The 16,782-nt window shown below is 52.2% G+C and carries 16 protein-coding genes; 9 read left to right on the top strand and 7 right to left on the bottom strand.

Going from position 1 to position 16,782, the window contains the following annotated elements; genetic code table 11:
• Positions 1 to 43 precede the first annotated feature (43 nt).
• A complete protein-coding gene (locus NDI45_RS14475; RefSeq protein ID WP_190793327.1) occupies positions 44 to 253 on the top strand; it encodes a hypothetical protein in 210 nt (69 codons plus the stop codon).
• Between the two features lie 73 nt (positions 254 to 326).
• Here NDI45_RS14475 and NDI45_RS14480 read toward each other — a convergent pair whose 3' ends face one another.
• Positions 327 to 1,373 (bottom strand): aspartate-semialdehyde dehydrogenase, encoded by a 1,047-nt coding sequence (locus NDI45_RS14480; RefSeq protein WP_190793328.1) that lies wholly within the window; start codon positions 1,371 to 1,373, stop codon positions 327 to 329.
• A 404-nt stretch (positions 1,374 to 1,777) separates the two neighbouring features.
• Between NDI45_RS14480 and tig the strand changes: the two genes are divergently transcribed.
• The 4 genes from tig to NDI45_RS14500 all read left to right on the top strand — a co-directional run bounded on the left by tig (position 1,778) and on the right by NDI45_RS14500 (position 7,026).
• On the top strand, positions 1,778 to 3,325 hold the full coding sequence (gene tig, locus NDI45_RS14485; protein ID WP_190793329.1) for a trigger factor: 1,548 nt from the start codon (positions 1,778 to 1,780) through the stop codon (positions 3,323 to 3,325).
• A gap of 546 nt (positions 3,326 to 3,871) precedes the next feature.
• Positions 3,872 to 4,591, top strand: coding sequence for an ATP-dependent Clp endopeptidase proteolytic subunit ClpP (gene clpP / locus NDI45_RS14490; protein WP_199296706.1), 720 nt, complete (start codon positions 3,872 to 3,874; stop codon positions 4,589 to 4,591).
• 9 nt (positions 4,592 to 4,600) lie between these two features.
• Complete coding sequence (gene clpX / locus NDI45_RS14495; protein ID WP_190793330.1) at positions 4,601 to 5,935, top strand: ATP-dependent protease ATP-binding subunit ClpX; 1,335 nt, start codon at positions 4,601 to 4,603, stop codon at positions 5,933 to 5,935.
• Positions 5,936 to 6,141: 206 nt separating this feature from the next.
• Entirely contained in the window at positions 6,142 to 7,026 is an 885-nt protein-coding gene (locus tag NDI45_RS14500; RefSeq protein WP_190793331.1) for an alpha/beta hydrolase, read from the top strand.
• Here the strand turns inward: NDI45_RS14500 and NDI45_RS14505 are convergent.
• Positions 7,023 to 8,015, bottom strand: a complete 993-nt coding sequence (locus NDI45_RS14505) for a GntR family transcriptional regulator (protein ID WP_190793332.1) — start codon at positions 8,013 to 8,015, stop codon at positions 7,023 to 7,025. The two genes, NDI45_RS14500 and NDI45_RS14505, sit on opposite strands and share 4 nt — an antisense overlap.
• Before the next feature lie 169 nt (positions 8,016 to 8,184).
• Here NDI45_RS14505 and NDI45_RS14510 point away from each other — a divergent pair, with 169 nt between their 5' ends.
• Together NDI45_RS14510 and NDI45_RS14515 are read left to right on the top strand one after the other, a co-directional pair.
• Entirely contained in the window at positions 8,185 to 9,264 is a 1,080-nt protein-coding gene (locus NDI45_RS14510) for a ring-opening amidohydrolase (protein WP_348247748.1), read from the top strand.
• 174 nt (positions 9,265 to 9,438) lie between these two features.
• Positions 9,439 to 10,215, top strand: coding sequence for a dienelactone hydrolase family protein (locus NDI45_RS14515; protein WP_348247749.1), 777 nt, complete (start codon positions 9,439 to 9,441; stop codon positions 10,213 to 10,215).
• Here NDI45_RS14515 and NDI45_RS14520 read toward each other — a convergent pair.
• From NDI45_RS14520 to NDI45_RS14540, 5 genes are all read right to left on the bottom strand, one after another.
• The gene (locus NDI45_RS14520; RefSeq protein WP_242067475.1) at positions 10,200 to 11,036 is read right to left on the bottom strand and encodes a class III extradiol ring-cleavage dioxygenase; all 837 of its coding nucleotides are present in this window, start codon (positions 11,034 to 11,036) and stop codon (positions 10,200 to 10,202) included. The genes NDI45_RS14515 and NDI45_RS14520 overlap by 16 nt on opposite strands.
• Before the next feature lie 11 nt (positions 11,037 to 11,047).
• A complete protein-coding gene (locus tag NDI45_RS14525) occupies positions 11,048 to 12,442 on the bottom strand; it encodes an NAD(P)/FAD-dependent oxidoreductase (RefSeq protein WP_190793334.1) in 1,395 nt (464 codons plus the stop codon).
• 147 nt (positions 12,443 to 12,589) lie between these two features.
• A complete protein-coding gene (locus NDI45_RS14530; protein ID WP_190793335.1) occupies positions 12,590 to 12,778 on the bottom strand; it encodes a CDGSH iron-sulfur domain-containing protein in 189 nt (62 codons plus the stop codon).
• Positions 12,779 to 12,906: 128 nt separating this feature from the next.
• A complete protein-coding gene (locus tag NDI45_RS14535) occupies positions 12,907 to 13,362 on the bottom strand; it encodes a MarR family transcriptional regulator (RefSeq protein WP_190793336.1) in 456 nt (151 codons plus the stop codon).
• 50 nt (positions 13,363 to 13,412) lie between these two features.
• Positions 13,413 to 14,441, bottom strand: coding sequence for a hypothetical protein (locus tag NDI45_RS14540; RefSeq protein ID WP_190793337.1), 1,029 nt, complete (start codon positions 14,439 to 14,441; stop codon positions 13,413 to 13,415).
• A gap of 465 nt (positions 14,442 to 14,906) precedes the next feature.
• Here NDI45_RS14540 and glgA point away from each other — a divergent pair, with 465 nt between their 5' ends.
• Together glgA and NDI45_RS14550 are read left to right on the top strand one after the other, a co-directional pair.
• Positions 14,907 to 16,382 (top strand): glycogen synthase GlgA, encoded by a 1,476-nt coding sequence (gene glgA / locus NDI45_RS14545; RefSeq protein ID WP_348247750.1) that lies wholly within the window; start codon positions 14,907 to 14,909, stop codon positions 16,380 to 16,382.
• 38 nt (positions 16,383 to 16,420) lie between these two features.
• Complete coding sequence (locus tag NDI45_RS14550) at positions 16,421 to 16,780, top strand: cupin domain-containing protein (protein WP_348247751.1); 360 nt, start codon at positions 16,421 to 16,423, stop codon at positions 16,778 to 16,780.
• Positions 16,781 to 16,782 lie beyond the last annotated feature (2 nt).

Genomic DNA, 16,782 nt, shown 5'->3' on the forward strand with positions numbered 1-16,782 from the left:
AAATATTAAGCGATAAACAATTCAGCAAGTTAATCGGCATGGGTTGAGCGATTGGCTAGACCTGGCGAAGCAGTTTCCCCTTCGGGTCATTGGGCAGGAATTCGATCGACCCTCGATCGCGCTCAATGCTCAAAAGACTGCAATCCTGTTCCTAAAGTGCCATGCTCTGCTTTGTAATGGGTTAGGCAGAATGGTTTGGGCGGTTGCTTTGCAAGTCTCGCTACAGAATGATCGCCGTAACCCCTCAATTTAATTTCTGGGGGCAATACCTCACCCTGTGCTAACACATCCTACACAAGCGGCAGTCAATCTACCTAGCGCACCGTCTAGCGCACTGTCGCCACTGGCTCAGCAGGACGAATTAAGTTTTGTGCTGCCAGCAACTCGGCAATTTGAACCGCATTCAGGGCGGCTCCCTTGCGAATTTGATCACCGCTGAGCCACAGCTCTAGACCATTCGGGTTTGAGAGATCTTGGCGGATGCGCCCAACTAAAACATTGTCTTTGCCGCTGGCTTCGATCGGCATCGGGAAGTAGTTGGTTTGCCAGTTTTCAACGAGCTGGACTCCCAGAGCCTGAGCTAAGATTTCGCGTGCCTGAACTACGCTAAACGGCGAAGCAAACTCCAGGTTAATCGCTTCCGAGTGGGCGCGGAGTACGGGAACCCGTACACAGGTCGCTGTGATCCGCAGATCGGGCGCACCAAAAATTTTGCGCGTCTCGTTCACCATCTTGAGCTCTTCCTCGCAGTAGCCCGATTCGCTTAGCGGAGAGTTATGCGGAAAAAGATTAAAGGCAAGCGGGTAGGGAAAAATCTCAGCCTGGGGTGTTTCTCCGGCAAGAATGGCGCGGGACTGCACCTTGACTTCTTCCATTGCTCTCGCTCCGGCTCCACTGGCAGACTGATAAGTGGCAGCAACAATGCGCTGAATGGGCTGCACCTGATGCAGTGGATACACGGCAACGGACATTAGAATTGTCGTGCAGTTTGGGTTAGCAATAATGCCTTGATGCTGGGCGGCTGCCTCCGGGTTAACTTCGGGGACGACCAACGGCACGTCGGGATTCATGCGAAACGCGCTGGAATTGTCGATCATTACTGCGCCAGCGGCAACGGCTTTAGACGCAAAGGCTTTCGAGACAGAGCCACCCGCCGATGCCAGCACCAAATCAACCCCGTCAAACGATCGATCATCTACGGGCTGCACAGTTAAAGTCTCGCCGTTGAACTTTACCTGCTGCCCTGCCGATCGCGGAGAAGCAAGCAGCTTGAGGTCTGCGATCGGAAAGTGCCGCTGCTCTAACAACTCTAGTAGTTCGACTCCAACGGCTCCGGTTGCGCCCAAAATAGCAACGCGATATGTCTTGAGCAAATTAATCTCCTCCGTATAAAGAATCAAATTTTGTTTTTTAAGCTGATTTTCAATCTTAGTAGACTAAAGAATTAGGGCTGCTTTTAGAAGTTAAAGAGACGATCGGTGAAGTGAGATAAAGAGAAGTTTAAATTAATAATAAGTTTAACTTGCTCGTCTTACTCGTCTTAACTTTTTAATCTTTAACACCGATAATAGCTGACTTTTGCCGCACGACTTCGCTCTGATACCTAATAATTCCTTGCTAAATTCTCATCCGCTCAATAAATCGGCATATGGGCAGATTCTCACAACCTCGCTCGTGATTCAGCATCAGGATAGGCCAGAATCAGTTACCATAGCTAATTGCGGCAGCGCAAAATCAAAGCTCAGCCGTCTAGAAGTGACGATGTGACGAGAAAACGATGAAAGTAACCCAGGAAAAACTGCCCGCGAGTCAGATAGGTTTGCAGATCGAAGTGACCCCTGAGATGTCACAACAGGCATATGACAAAACATTGCAGGAGTTCACCCGCTCTGTCAATATTCCTGGGTTCCGCAAGGGCAAAGTGCCGCGCCAGGTTTTAATTCAGCGATTTGGCTCGGAGCGCATTAAAGCCGCCGTTGTTGAGGATCTGGTGCAAAACAGCCTGAAGCAGGCTCTAGAGCAGGAGAAGATTGACGCGCTCGGTAATTTTGAGCTGAAATCGTCGTTTGAGGATTTGGTGGCTCAGTATCAGCCCGGGGCTGCCCTTAGTTTCTCCGCTGCGGTAGATGTGCCGCCCACGGTGGCGCTGAAGGAATACACCGGGCTGACGGTGCAGGCAGAAGAAGTGAAGTATGACCCAACGCGAATCGAAAGCACGCTAGAGGACTACCGCAAGCGGTCGGCGACCCTGGTTCCCGTCGAAGACCGTCCGGCAGAAGAAGGCGACCTTGCTACCGTTGACTTCAAAGGACGCCTCACCGCTGCAGACGCGCCCGAAGGCGAAGAACCGCCCGAAATTCCCGGCGGCAGCGCAGAAGACTTTGAGATCGAGCTATTAGAAGGCAGATTTATCGAAGGCTTTATCGACGGCATGATCGGCATGAAGCCTGGTGAAACTAAGGAAGTCCAGGCACAGTTCCCCGAAGGCTACCCGCAGGCAGATCTGGCAGGCAAGCCAGCCGTCTTTACCGTGACGATGAAAGAGCTGAAGGGGCGGGAACTGCCGGAACTGGACGATGACTTTGCCCAGGAAGTGAGCGAGTTTGAAACGCTAGAAGAGCTGCGCCAATCGCTCGAAAAGCGTTTTCAGGAAGAAGCCGATCGCAAAACTAAGGACAACAAACAGGAAGCACTGCTGAACGAGCTGGTGAACCATATCGAAGTAGAGCTGCCTGAAACCCTGGTCAAGCGGGAAGTTGACCACTCGATTACCCAGACGGCAATGCAAATGAGCCAGCAGGGAATGGACGTGAAAAAAATGTTCACCCCTGAAATCGTTGATATGCTGCGGCAGCAGGCGCGTCCAGAGGCAATCAAGCGGCTGATGCGAACCCTGACGCTGGGAGAAGTCGCGAAAGCACACTCGATTAAGGTCGAGGCAGCAGAAGTCGATGCAAAAGTCGCTGAGTTGATCGAGGGTCAATCTACGGAAGGCGTCGATATGCAAAAACTGCGCGAAGTCGTGGAAGAAGACCTGCTGAAGGACAAGATTATCGACTGGCTGGAGCAAAACAATACAGTTGAGCTTGTGCCAGAAGGAACCCTGAAGAAGGACGAAGACGACGAAGATCTTGAGCTTTCCGAGGAAGACCCTACTGAGGAAACCTCGGCAGCAGAAGAAACGATCGAGGTCGAAGCATCAACCGTCGAACCGGAAGCCGAACCGGAAGTTGAAGCTACACCAGAAGCCACGGCGGAAAGTGCAGCCGCCGCTGCTCCTGACGCAGAGCCTAAAAAATCTCAGTCAGGAAAGTCAAAGAAATAGTTGAGGAGCAATGGGCGCTCGATCGTTTTACCTTATGCTTAAGCGTAATCCTGCGAAACGATAAGCCCTGAAACGGTAGTCCTCATTTTCCTCTATGTTTTCTCGGAACGGGTGAAGGGGAGTCAGCGTTGTTGGCAAATCTTCTACCGTTCCACTGGAGGAACCGAGCTGAGAGAATCCTAACCCCTGCTATCCATTGCGTCATCAGAGCATTGCGTTAAAGCAGTCGCTGAGGCTGTTTTGTAACATCGCTTTAGATTGAATGTAGGATGGCAGTAGCATCACGATCGATTACCTTATAGAGGAAATTGCTTCTAGGGGAAATTGATAGGGGAAATTGCTTCGCATCGCTCAAAGTTCGATTTCCTTGGAGCCGGATTGCCCATATTTATTGGTGAGATGAGTGCTCAAAAGTCAACTGTCGGGAGATTCACAGGGTTTGCTTCGAGAGCGTCTTGGTCTACCGTTGATAAGAGTTGTTGAGCCTGTCACGTGCCAATTGTGCTTGAATTTGTCAGAATGAACTCACGACACTTCATTCCTGCTATGGCTAAACCTCAACTTCCTCACTCCGATCTGCTCAGCATTCGGACTCCTCAAATTACATCGCTTGGCAGCCATCCTGTAACGAGCGCATCCATCTCTGGCGGCGTTGTGCCGATGGTGGTTGAGCAGTCTGGGCGCGGTGAGCGAGCCTTTGACATCTACTCACGGTTGCTGCGGGAGCGGATTATCTTCCTGGGCACTCAGGTAGACGATACGATTGCCGATGCGATCGTAGCTCAACTCCTGTTCCTCGATGCGGAAGACCCGGAGCGCGATATTCAGCTTTATATCAACTCGCCGGGTGGCTCTGTAACGGCGGGGATGGCTATCTATGACACAATGCAGCAGGTTCGTCCTGATGTCGTGACTATCTGTTACGGTCTAGCTGCCAGTATGGGGGCGTTTCTGCTTTGCGGGGGCGCAGCCGGGAAACGGCTTTCACTGCCCAATTCCCGCATCATGATTCACCAGCCGCTCGGTGGGGCACAGGGTCAGGCGGTGGATATCGAGATTCAGGCGAAGGAAATTCTTTACCACAAACGTACGCTCAACGAGCTGTTGGCTTATCATACTGGACAGCCGCTCGAACGAATTGAAGCGGACACGGAGCGCGATTTCTTTATGTCTGCCGAAGAAGCCAAGAACTATGGTCTGATCGATCAGGTGATTGCGCGTCAAAATCTGCCGATGCCCGGTGAATCGATTGCCGCTGTGCAGTAAGGGGAAAATATGTCAAAGTACGACTCCCATCTCAAGTGTTCATTCTGCGGTAAGTCGCAGGAACAAGTCCGTAAGCTGATTGCTGGACCTGGAGTATATATCTGTGACGAATGTGTAGACCTCTGCAATGAGATCTTGGATGAGGAGTTGTTTGACTCCAGTGCGACAGTTCCTCAGCCTTCTGCCCGTCGCGAGAGTCCGCCCGAAAAGCGACAGGTGCGTGCGTCTAGCCTTAACTTGAGCCAGATTCCGAAACCCAGGGAAATCAGAAATCACCTGGACGATCATGTAATTGGTCAAGACGAGGCAAAGAAAATTCTCTCGGTCGCGGTTTATAACCACTATAAGCGTTTGACCTATGCTCAGTCGAAGGGCAGCAAGGGTGATGATGCGATCGAAATCCAAAAATCCAACATTCTGCTAATTGGTCCGACGGGCTGCGGTAAAACCCTGCTAGCGCAAACTCTGGCAGAAATGCTGGATGTACCCTTTGCGGTCGCCGACGCCACGACGCTGACCGAGGCAGGCTATGTGGGCGAAGACGTTGAGAACATTCTGCTGCGGCTTCTGCAAGTGGCCGATCTGGACGTAGAAGCAGCCCAGCGCGGCATTATCTATATCGACGAAATTGACAAAATCGCCCGTAAGAGCGAAAACCCCTCGATTACCCGCGATGTATCCGGCGAAGGTGTACAGCAGGCACTCCTTAAGATGCTGGAAGGAACGATCGCTAACGTACCCCCTCAGGGCGGACGCAAGCACCCTTATCAGGACTGCATTCAGATCGACACCAGCAATATCCTGTTTATCTGCGGTGGTGCGTTTGTTGGTCTGGATAAGGCAGTCGAGCAGCGGATTGGTAAGAAAACGATGGGCTTTATCCAGCCAGGCGAAGGTCAATCTAAGGAAAAGCGTGCCTCGGATGTGCTGAAGCACCTGGAGCCGGATGATATCGTCAAGTTTGGAATGATTCCTGAATTTATTGGACGGGTTCCTGTCATGGCCGTGGTCGAGCCGCTGGACGAAGATGCTCTAACTGCAATTTTGACCGAGCCGCGCAATGCTTTGGTGAAGCAATACCAGAAGCTGATGCGGATGGACAACGTGCAGCTTGAGTTCAAGCCGGATGCGGTTCGTGCGATCGCCAAAGAAGCCTACCGTCGTAAGACCGGAGCAAGGGCACTGCGAAGCATTGTGGAAGAACTGATGCTTGACGTCATGTACGAGCTACCTTCCCGTAAGGATGTGACGCGCTGCGCTATTACCCGCGAAATGGTTGAGAAGCGATCGACTGCGGAACTGCTGGTGCACCCGTCGTCGCTGCCGAAACCGGAATCTGCTTAAGGAGATTGCGTTTTTGATTTCTCTCTGAGGTTTGTGCTGCAAAGAAAGGTTGGGTCTGGTTGGACTCAGCCTTTTTCGATTTCAATTCAAATGTGAGTGGAATCGATCGCTAAAGAAATTCCATCGTTCGGAGGGAGCCGTTCGCTCATCCTCTAGGATATTAAATACAAAAAGTACAAATCAAACGTTCGTTGATATTGCTGACCATGCCCTATCTTGAAATCCGGGGAGTCAATCACTACTACGAGTGGATTAGCAGCCCCACCACCGCAAATTCTGAGCAAAAGCCGAATCCTGATAAACCGACGATGGTGTTTATTCATGGCTGGGGTGGCTCGGCACGCTACTGGGAAACGACGGCGCAGTCAATGTCTGACCGTTTTGACTGCCTGCTTTATGACCTGCGGGGATTTGGTCGATCGCGCTTTACTCGTCCGGTGGCAGAAGCAGTGGTGGCGCTCGGCTATGAGCTAGAGACCTATGCAGACGACCTGGCAGTATTGCTCGATCGGCTTCAGTTGAACAAAGTGTTTCTTAATGCTCACTCGACTGGCTCATCGGTTGCCGTGCTGTTTATGAACCGCCATCCAGAGCGGGTGGAGCGCACGATTCTCACCTGTCATGGCGTGTTTGAGTATGATGAGCGATCGTTTAAGGCGTTTCACCAGTTTGGCGGCTATGTGGTCAAGTTTCGCCCGACCTGGATGAGCAAGATTCCGGGAGCCGATCGATTATTTATGCAGCGGTTTTTGCGGCGATCGATTCCGCGTGAGGCAAGCCGCGCCTTTCTGGAAGATTATTTGATGGCAGAGCAGGAAGCAGCGTTGGGCACGATTTATACGGCTGTAAGCGAGCGGGCTTCGATCGAAATGCCAGAGGAGTATCGCAAGCTGCACATTCCGACGCTGCTGGTCTCTGGCGAATATGATCAGATTATTCCCGCCGCACTGGGGCAGACTGCTGCCAGCCTCAACCCAACTTACGTAAAACAGATTGTGATGCGCGAGACGGGTCACTTCCCAATGCTAGAAGACGAAGCAACTTATCTCAAAGAAGTTGAAGCCTTTTTACAGCCGGAAGTCGTGGCTTAATCCAAGCCAAGTTCGCGCTTCAAGAGATGAATGGACTTTTCGCCGATATAGTTCTCGCAGCAGATAATGACCGGAGCGCGAATTAAATCTTCTCTGGCGGTTGCGACAGCTGCTTTGACTGCGACCCCGCTTGCCTGATCAAAGCTAAAAATCGTTTGGGCACTGTGGACGATCGCATTCAGCTTATAGGTATCGTTGGGCTGGGTGGTCATAATCAGCAAATCGTCCCCTCGCAGGCTGTTTACAATCACTTCGGCAGCGCGCAGAATGCCGCCACTGAGACTGACCAAGCCCAGGCAGCTATCTTGGGGCAGCTTCAGCAGTTTTTGAATTTCGTGCCCATAGTCGTAGATGTCTACGGGAATGACGCGCACTGCTTTGGGTGAGGCGATCGACTCAGCGGCTCCAATGAAATAGCGGCTGGTAACAACCGTGCCCGATCGGGTCTGATCCAGCACTTGAGCCAGTTCTTCTAGGGGGACAAGCTGCACCGGAATCTGGAGAGCGTGCTCTAGTTCGTGTGCCATCAGTTCGCCTGCGCCGATATCCTGCTGGGGAGCCGTGACCAGGACTCGCGCACTGCATCGGAGTCGCCAGTCAATTTCAGCAAGGAAGAGTTCTCTTGCCTGAGTCAGGGAGCAGCCGTGATTCAGCAAATCGTCGAGGCTGCGCTGCACTAGCTTATATGCCTGCGGGTATTGCTCGACCAGGGGCGATCGTCCTTTTGCCATGTTGCCGCCTTCGTCACCCTGCGCCCGTACATAGATTCCGGCTCCGGCTCGCGCATCAACAATGCCGTCATCCTCAAGTTGGCGATAGACTTTGCTGATCGTGTTTCGGTGCAGTCCAGTTTGCATGGCAAGCTGGCGGGTACTGGGCAGCCGATGACCGGGCGGAAACTGCCGTGAGGCGATCGCAAAGCGGATTTGGTTATAGAGCTGGGTCGATGCCGGGATTTCGCTATCGGGTTGAATCCGGAACTGAACCATAGCAGTCTCCAAAGAGGGTAAAGCGTTTAACGAAGGAAGAACACTGAAAGGTAGCTACAGAAAGGATAGACGGCATTTCGGGCAGGAGAGCGCAGAGGCGAAAATCGGCGGAATTGCTGAGATGATGTTGAGGGTGAGATATAAGGCGATCAGTGTGAGGCGAACCCCCATGAAAACACCCATGAAAGTAGGAGTTTACAAAATTCCGCAGAGTAGCCCTGATGATTTAGCCGGGTTACAAAAGTTAATTGAAGACGAGGTTAATCCGGCGACGATCGTTGCCATTATGGGAAAAACCGAAGGCAACGGCTGTGTTAATGATTTTACACGGGGTTTCGCGGTTCAAACGCTGAAGACATTTTTGAGCCAGCAGATTGGCGATGGTGAAGGGAAAATGGCTGAGAAGACAGCCGAGGAAATTATTTATGTGATGTCGGGCGGCACAGAAGGTGTGCTGAGTCCACATCTGACAATTTTTACTCAGGAGCAGGTCGAGCCAGATACGCCGCACCGCTGGGGGTTGGTGCTGGGGGTGAGCCGAACGCGAGACTTTTTGCCGCAGGAAGTGGGAACCGTGGCAATGGTGAAGGAAGTTGCCGATGCGGTGCAGCAAGCGATCGATTCCGCAGGATTAAACAAAGCCGACGTGCATTTTGTCCAGATCAAATGTCCCTTGGTCACTGCCGCTCAACGAGAACAGTCCGGGCAGGCGGGCAGCAGCTATCAGTCGATGGCATATTCGCGGGGAGCTTCTGCGCTGGGCGTGGCGGTTGCTCTGGGAGAAGTCGATCTGGCTCAGTTAAGCGATGCAGACATTTGTTCAAATTACAGCCTTTACTCCTCGATCGCTTCGACTTCTGCGGGGGTGGAGCTGCAAAACTGCGAGATTATTGTGATGGGCAATGCCAGCCATTCTGCCAGCGAGTTTGTAATTGGGCACAGCGTTATGGCTCACGCGCTCGATCAGGATGCGGTACGGCGGGCGATCGAGCAAACTGGACAGCCGATCGATCGAATTGTGAATATCTTTGCGAAAGCTGAAGCCGATCCCGCTGGCGCGATTTTGGGACGGAGACACACGATGCTGGATGACTCCGATATTAACCATACCCGGATGGCGCGTGCAGTCGTGGGAGCCGTTGTGGCTTCTGTGGTGCAAGACCCAATGGTGTATGTGTCAGGGGGCAGTGAGCATCAGGGATTGCCAGGGGGTGGACCTGTGGCGGCAATCGTGCGGGTAGATGGATAGATGGGAAGGGGAGGAGATAGGGAGATAGAGAGATAGAGAGATGAGGTAAAGAAGCTGTAGGTTTGAAAGTTCTCCAGAATTGCGGGACAGCAAGGGAAATCGGGGGGACACAGGACAAGCCTTTTGTTACTTTTCAAATATTCGCAAGCAGTCACGCAAGCAGTAAAGAGTGAGATGGAGATTCAGACAAACCAAGTTCAGATTAAGAACGGTGATTTGCAGATTGCAGCTTATCTGGCAGAACCCGTATCGGAGTCAGGTTCAGAAAGTCAGCGTCCGGCGGTGATTGTGATTCAGGAAATTTTTGGGGTGAACAGTCATATCCGTGATGTCACCGATCGCTTTGCACGGCTGGGATATGTGGCGATCGCGCCTGCCATTTATCAGCGATTGGCTCTGGGGTTTGAGGCAGGCTATACCGCAGAAGACGTTCAGCTTGGGCGCAAATACAAAGAGCAAACGCAGGTAGATGAGCTGCTGAGCGATTTGAGCAGCACGATCGCTTATCTGAGCGCAAAGCCTAACGTCAGTTCGGCGGCGATTGGCTGTATTGGTTTCTGTTTTGGGGGGCTAGTAGCATACCTGGCGGCAACTCTGCCAGAAATCAAGGCAACCGCTTCTTTTTACGGCGCTGGAATTCCGGTCTGGAGTCCGGGTATGAGTTCAGAGAACGGTAAGCCAACAATCGCCTATACGCCAGAAATTAAAGGCACACTCTATGGATTTTTTGGCATAGCGGATGCCAGTATTCCGCCGGCTCATGTGGATCAGATCAAGGCGGCTTTGCAGCAGTCCCAGATTCCGCACCGGATTTTTCGCTATGAGAATGCGGCGCATGGGTTCTTTTGCGATCGACGATCGAGCTATCAGCCAGAAGCGGCGGCAGATGCCTGGAATCAGGTGCAGGAGCTATTTAGCCGCCTGTTGGGCGCAGATCAGGCGAAGGCATAGCTTGCCATACTGAGGGAACCGTAGGTGAAATTCGAGTGAAGCTGAACGGGCTGATTCCCGCCTGCTCCGGCAGCCACAAAAAGCGGTAGCAAATGTTCGTCGGTCGGGTGGTTTTCGATCGCAAAGGGAGCCAACTGGCGATAGTTCAGCAGGTCTTCTATTTTGCGTTGGGCGATCGTCTTGCTGATCCACTCGTCGAATGCAACTGCCCAATCCGTAGGTTCTGCTTCAAAGTTGTTGCGGGTCAAAGCTCCTAAATTATGAGTCAGCGAGCCGCTTGCGAGAATCAGCACATTCTGGTCACGCAGGGGGGCGAGTGCCTGTCCGAGCTGGAAATGATAGGCAGGATCGCGGCGGGGCTGGATCGATAACTGCGTTACCGGAATCTCCGCATCGGGATACATCAGTATCAGGGGTATCCAGGCTCCGTGGTCGAGCCCGCGATCGGGGTGGGTTTGGGCTGCAAATCCGGCCTGAATCAGCAGCGATTTCACTGCTTCCGCCAGGGCAGGCGCACCGGGAGCGGGATACTGCATTTGATACAGCTCTGCTGGAAAGCCGCCAAAATCATGAATTGTTGGGGGCTGCGCTGCGGTGCTGACGATCGGTTCTGTCGAAAGCCAGTGAGCTGAAACGACGAGAATTGCGCTAGGTTTGCCGATCTGGGTTCCAAGCTGCCGATAAAAGTCAAGCGATCGACCAGAATGCAACACCAAATCGGGCGAACCGTGGGAAACGAAAACGCTGGGGAAGCTCATATCAAAATCCTGTACCAAACTCGGATGAAGGGCAGAACCGTGAACATTACAAAGCGTGAACATTACAAAGAACGTTATCGAGAACGAGCGGAATAAGTTTTGTTTTGCGTTGAGGAATCCTGAAGCGAAGAGCGAAGAACAGCAGCCGGAATGCGATCATGCCGCAAATGATTGGACATCCAGTGAATTAAAACAAGAATGCGCTGGCGCATGCCGGGAAGAATAAACCAGTGAAAGCCAAGCCACAGCAGCCAGGCGGGAAATCCGGTCATGGTGAACTTGCCGCGCTGCACCACTGCCCGAAATCGGCTCAAAATTGCCATTGTGCCGCGATCGTTGTGCCGATAGGGAAGCGGAGGCTGTCCCTGCATTTGGCGCAGAATGTTTTGGGCAACGGCTTTGCCTTGAGCATCAGCAGTGGGAGCCAGCATGGGTAACGCCTGGTCATTCCAGCCCACTTCTGCCAGATCGCCGATCGCGTACACTTTGGGGTGCTCTGGCAAATTTAGCGAGGCTAACGTAGCTGCTCTGCCGCTGGGTGCGGTGGGAAGCCGCCACAACTCCGGCACTTTCACCTGTATGCCGCCCGCCCAGACGATCGTTTCTGCCTCAATCAAATTCACGTGATCGCCTGTCTGAAGATCGTCCGTCTGAAGATTGCCCGTCTGAACCGTGATTCGACCTGCCTTAACCTGAGTCACCCTGCTATGCAGCCACACTTCTACCCCGAGCCGTTTAAGCTGTCGTTCGGTATAGCGGCTAAGCCGAGGAGCCATTGTTTCCAGGAGCCGATCGCCTGAATGCAGCACCATTAACCGAAACTGCGATGCGAAGCCCTTCCCCTTGAGGGGCGATCGATCGAGCATAGAATAGTCTTTGCTCAGCCCCTCCTGAATCCACTCGGCAAGCGATCCGGCAACTTCGACACCCGTTGAGCCGCCTCCAATCACGGCAAACGTGAGTAACCGCTGCTGATGCGCCGGATCAGGCTCATTCACGGCCTGTTCAACACGAGACAAAATGTGATTACGAAGCTCGATCGCCTGAGGCAGAGTTTTGAGCGGCAGCGTGTGCTGTGCTGCTCCGGGAACTTCTGCATGAGTGAAACTGCCCGTTGCCAGAACCAGATACTCAAAAGAAACCTGTCCTGCTGAGGTTTCAAGCCTCTGTTTGTCCCAGCGAATTGCCTGCACGTCGGCTTGGAGAAACTGAACCTTGGGGGACGATCGCAGCAGTCGCCGAATCGGAATTCCCACCTGATCTGGCTCTAGCTCTGCCATTGCCACCTGATGCAGAAACGGCGTGAAAAGGTGATAAGGCTGGCGATCGATCAGCAGAACTGAAACTCCCTGCCGGGCAAGAGTGCGTGCTGCCTGAATGCCGCCAAATCCCGCACCCACGATCACAACTGGATTACCTACCGGGTCACGCACCGAATCACCTGCGCTGCGATAGCCTCTGGCACTCACGGCAAATTCCTCAGAAATGGCTGGATTTGAGACAGGCTACTTTCATTTTGAACCGAAACCCTGCCAAAAACCCAGCCGCAGGGGAAGCAGATTCCTCATTGGGACGATTTTGGGACGATCGAATTGTGCTTTGCAAAGGCGCGACTTTTAGCGAACGATCGCCTCGCCCGGAGCCGTAATTTCAACGGTGGCAGGTGCGGTCAGCTCAAACTGCTTTGGTGTAAAGCCAGAGCCTTTGTGTGCGCCATTGCAATAGGGAAAGTTTTCGGACTTACCGCAGGTGCAGAGCCAGTAGGTTCCTGCATCAAGTTGCAGGGTCAGAGGCAGTTCAGGCATCGGAGTTCTCCTTAAAATTAATTGTTTAAAGCCAAAAAGTTTGAACTCGTACTTTCTACTAAAGCTAATCTAGCATGAATTAGTTTGGTGTCAAACTATCTTGTTCAAAGAATACTGCTTATCCAGGCTTAAGATCGCTCTGTAAATGCCGATCGCACACGCCCCAACAAAACCCGCAATAGCTCTAATTCCGAGGTTTCTAGACGATCGAATCGCTCCTGAAGAAACGCCATGTGGTTTGGAAAGATGTCGTGGAACAGGGCTTCTCCTGCCGCTGTCAGCACGACTTTAAAGCAGCGACGATCGCCTTCCGGGACTTCTCGCCGTACTAATTGCTTTGCTTCCAAACGATCGACAATTCCGGTCAGCGTTCCTTTTGTGACCAGCGTTTTTTCTGCCAGATCGCTCATCGTCATGCCGTCTGTGTTGCCTAAGGTAGCAATCACGTCAAACTGGCTTGCCGTCAACCCATAGGTGCGAATTTGTGCCTCATCAATCGAAGAGAAAGCCTGATAAGTGCGAACAAGCTCTCTCAGAACAGGCAGATAGGAATATTGAGTTGTGGGATGAGGAGAATCGGTCATGGCGGCAGCAGAATAGTTCTAACTCAAATTATATGAGTTCAGGCAATCCACTAATCTGCAAATCCCAGAATTAGCCCAAGGTGAGTAATCAGCGTCAGCAGCATCACAAACGCTCCTAGCGCACTGACGCTACAGGAAAAGAACTTGATCGATCGCCCTGTGTCTTTCAGCAGCAGAATAGTTGTAGCTGTTCCAAACATCACGGTTAAGGGAATCCTCAGCCACCAGCCTTCCGGAATGACTGAAAGAACGATTGGGAAAAAGAACCAGGAGAGAAATGCAGTGGCAAATCCCATCAGCAAACTTGTCACTGCTTTCAGGGCTGGGCGGGTGCGCCGACTCACATAAAAACCTGTCAGAATCGACCCCAGCGTGCCAGCCGCGATTGTGATAATGGGAAGCACAAAACGCCAAGTCGATTCGTTAATGCCGTACTGCGCCAGCGTTGTGTAAGGAATTCTGGCAAGCACAAACCAGGTCAACAAAGCCAGACCAAAGCCACTGCTCAGGCTGGTGAAACTGCGAGTGAGGAGGTTATCCTCCAGCCAGTTCAACCCGATCGCAAGTGCCGCCCCGATCGCTGCGATCGCCCAGCCCCCGATCCAGATAAAGCCTTCTGCGCTAGTGCCCACCAGGTTAGTCAGCCAGTATTGTCGCTGGAGAGCCTTAAGTTCAGGAACTGTCAGTCCCAGATTGGTGGTGAGCGAATAATAAGATAGAACGCCACGCTGGGTCATATTGCCGCCTTGCGCTGCCTGACAGTTTGTTGCCTGACCTGCATAGGTCGCACGGCAGTTTTGCAGAAAGTAAATATAGTCTTTGCCTTGATCAAACGTGATCTGGAGGGGCTGCTCTTTTAAGGATGCCTGACAGCGAAATTGCTGGTTTTCATCTGTGCAGTTGAAAAGACGATTCGGCAGATGCACTATCGGAGCTGAAGAACCCGGATCGATCATGATTCCCATGAACGGCGCATTCGATCGTGCTGGGGCAACCTCAACCATTAGCAAGACGATCGTACAAAGCGTAACCAAAAATAATCCGATGGAAAAATAGAGCGCAAATCGGGATTGACGCATAAGAACTCAGGGGATTGGGAGGATAAAGGCGATACAGATTGGTTTCCTGAGAGGCAATTACCCCATACGGGGAACTGCTTCCCATTGACGCACCCCTGTTAAAACTTGTTCTAGCTTTGTGCTGCTCTTGATGATTACTTCAAAGTTATGGTTTGATTCAAAGTCTTTATAGCTCATGCTACTTTCTCACCTGCAAACTGCCACGTCACAAAGCTCTAAGGGAATGTTTGGAGAGATTCGTAACCTGAATAGCTCTCTGGCTACCTAATTTTGGGAAGAATCTTGCCTATTCGCAGATTGCAAGGTCTCCTAAAGTTGAGGAATTTGGGGGACATCAACGCTCTGGAAGTTTTCACCCCCTTTCTTGGAATTAAACTCCCTCTCAGGTTGCTTGCCTACCAAAAACGTATAAATATATTTTTGTTAAGTTATTACCAAGTTATTTCTACCTGGTGAGGAAAAGGGATGTACATCGTACAAATTGCCTCGGAATGCGCCCCGGTCATTAAAGCAGGCGGGTTAGGCGATGTGGTGTACGGGCTGAGCCGTGAGCTGGAGATTCGGGGTCATGCCGTTGAGATCATCCTGCCTAAGTACGACTGTATGCGGTACGACCAGATTTGGGGCTGGCACGAGGCATACCGGGATCTCAACGTGCCCTGGTACGGCGCGAGTATCAAGTGCGATGTCTTTTGCGGCTGGGTACAGGGGCGGCTTTGCTTCTTTATCGATCCTCACTCGGAAGACTTTTTCTTTAATCGCCGCACCTATTACGGCTGCGATGACGACAACATGCGGTTTGCCTTCTTCAGCAAGGCGGCGCTGGAGTTTTTGCTGATTACTAACAAGCGACCGGACATTTTGCACTGCCATGACTGGCAGACCGGACTCGTCCCCGTTATGCTGTATGAAATTTATAAGCATCACGGACTGGAGTTTCAGCGCGTTTGCTACACCATTCACAACTTTAAGCACCAGGGACACGGCGGCGAACAGGTTCTTACCGCAACTGGACTGAACCGCCCCGAATACTACTTCCAGTACGATCGCCTGCAAGACAACTTCAACCCCTTTGCGATCAACTTCATGAAGGGCGGCATCGTCTATTCCAACTTCGTAAATACCGTCTCCCCCCATCACGCCTGGGAAGCTCACTACGGCGAATTTGGCTACGGGTTGGGACACACCATTCACCTGCACGAAGGCAAGTTTGGCGGCATTCTCAACGGCATTGATTACGATGTGTGGAACCCCGAAGTCGATCGTTTTATTCCTCACCACTTCACGCCGGAAACCCTGCCCGACAAGCAAAAAAACAAAAAAGCTCTGCGCGATCGGCTGCTGCTTCAGCACGAAGACAAGCCCCTGATCGCCTTTATCGGACGACTAGATGAGCAAAAAGGCGTGCATCTGGTTCACCACGCCATTTATCACGCGATGCTGCGGAATGCTCAGTTTGTGCTGCTGGGGTCAGCTACTGAAGCCGGAATTAATGCCCACTTCCAGCACGAGAAAAGCTTCCTCAACGACAACCCCGACATTCATCTGGAACTTGGCTTCAACGAGGAACTGTCTCACCTGATTTATGCCGGAGCCGACTTTATCGTCGTGCCGAGCAACTTTGAACCCTGCGGACTGACGCAAATGATCGGCTTGAGGTACGGCACCGTGCCGATCGTCCGAGGGGTAGGCGGCTTGGTGAACACCGTGTTCGATCGCGATTACGACGAAACCCATCCCCCCGAAGAGCGCAACGGCTATGTGTTTTACCAGATGGACTATCCAGCACTGGAGTCCGCAATGGATCGGGCGATCGGGCTGTGGCGATACTACCCTGAAGAGCTCGAGAAGCTTCAGCTTCAGGGCATGGCTTATGACTTCTCCTGGAACCATCCGGGCGAAGATTACCTGGCAATTTATGAACTGATTCGCCACAAGTAAGCTAGGCTGGGCTTGATCTGCATCGGGAACCCGTAGCGATGGAAAAGGTCAATTTGACTGAAAAACTCAGCTCCTTCACAGACTATTGGAGTCCCAGAATTATCGGGGAACTCAATGGGCAGCAGGTGAGGCTGGTCAAGCTCAAAGGGGAGTTTGTCTGGCATCACCACGACCATGAGGACGAGCTTTTCCTGGTGCTGAAAGGTCAGCTGACGATGCGGCTGCGCAATCGCGATGTGGTGCTGAACGAGGGCGAATTTTTCATCGTTCTCAGAGGGGTCGAGCATTTGCCGATTGCCCTTGAGGAAGTTCATGTGCTGCTGTTTGAACCTGCCGCCACGCTGAATACGGGGAATGTGCAAAGCGATCGAACGGTTGCAGTGCTAGAGCAGGTTTAAAA

This window comes from Leptolyngbya sp. GB1-A1, from assembly GCF_039962475.1.
Classification (GTDB): domain Bacteria; phylum Cyanobacteriota; class Cyanobacteriia; order Elainellales; family Elainellaceae; genus Leptolyngbya_A.

Bases quoted from the DNA above. Each gene is read 5' to 3' on its own strand.
- NDI45_RS14550 (WP_348247751.1), top strand. From the start codon at position 16,421: ATGGAAAAGGTCAATTTGACTGAAAAACTCAGCTCCTTCACAGACTAT.
- NDI45_RS14510 (WP_348247748.1), top strand. From the start codon at position 8,185: ATGAAAACACCCATGAAAGTAGGAGTTTACAAAATTCCGCAGAGTAGC.
- clpP (WP_199296706.1), top strand. From the start codon at position 3,872: ATGGCTAAACCTCAACTTCCTCACTCCGATCTGCTCAGCATTCGGACT.
- NDI45_RS14515 (WP_348247749.1), top strand. From the start codon at position 9,439: ATGGAGATTCAGACAAACCAAGTTCAGATTAAGAACGGTGATTTGCAG.
- NDI45_RS14535 (WP_190793336.1), bottom strand. From the start codon at position 13,362: ATGACCGATTCTCCTCATCCCACAACTCAATATTCCTATCTGCCTGTT.
- glgA (WP_348247750.1), top strand. From the start codon at position 14,907: ATGTACATCGTACAAATTGCCTCGGAATGCGCCCCGGTCATTAAAGCA.
- clpX (WP_190793330.1), top strand. From the start codon at position 4,601: ATGTCAAAGTACGACTCCCATCTCAAGTGTTCATTCTGCGGTAAGTCG.
- tig (WP_190793329.1), top strand. From the start codon at position 1,778: ATGAAAGTAACCCAGGAAAAACTGCCCGCGAGTCAGATAGGTTTGCAG.
- NDI45_RS14500 (WP_190793331.1), top strand. From the start codon at position 6,142: ATGCCCTATCTTGAAATCCGGGGAGTCAATCACTACTACGAGTGGATT.
- NDI45_RS14520 (WP_242067475.1), bottom strand. From the start codon at position 11,036: ATGTTCACGCTTTGTAATGTTCACGGTTCTGCCCTTCATCCGAGTTTG.
- NDI45_RS14505 (WP_190793332.1), bottom strand. From the start codon at position 8,015: ATGGTTCAGTTCCGGATTCAACCCGATAGCGAAATCCCGGCATCGACC.
- NDI45_RS14530 (WP_190793335.1), bottom strand. From the start codon at position 12,778: ATGCCTGAACTGCCTCTGACCCTGCAACTTGATGCAGGAACCTACTGG.
- NDI45_RS14540 (WP_190793337.1), bottom strand. From the start codon at position 14,441: ATGCGTCAATCCCGATTTGCGCTCTATTTTTCCATCGGATTATTTTTG.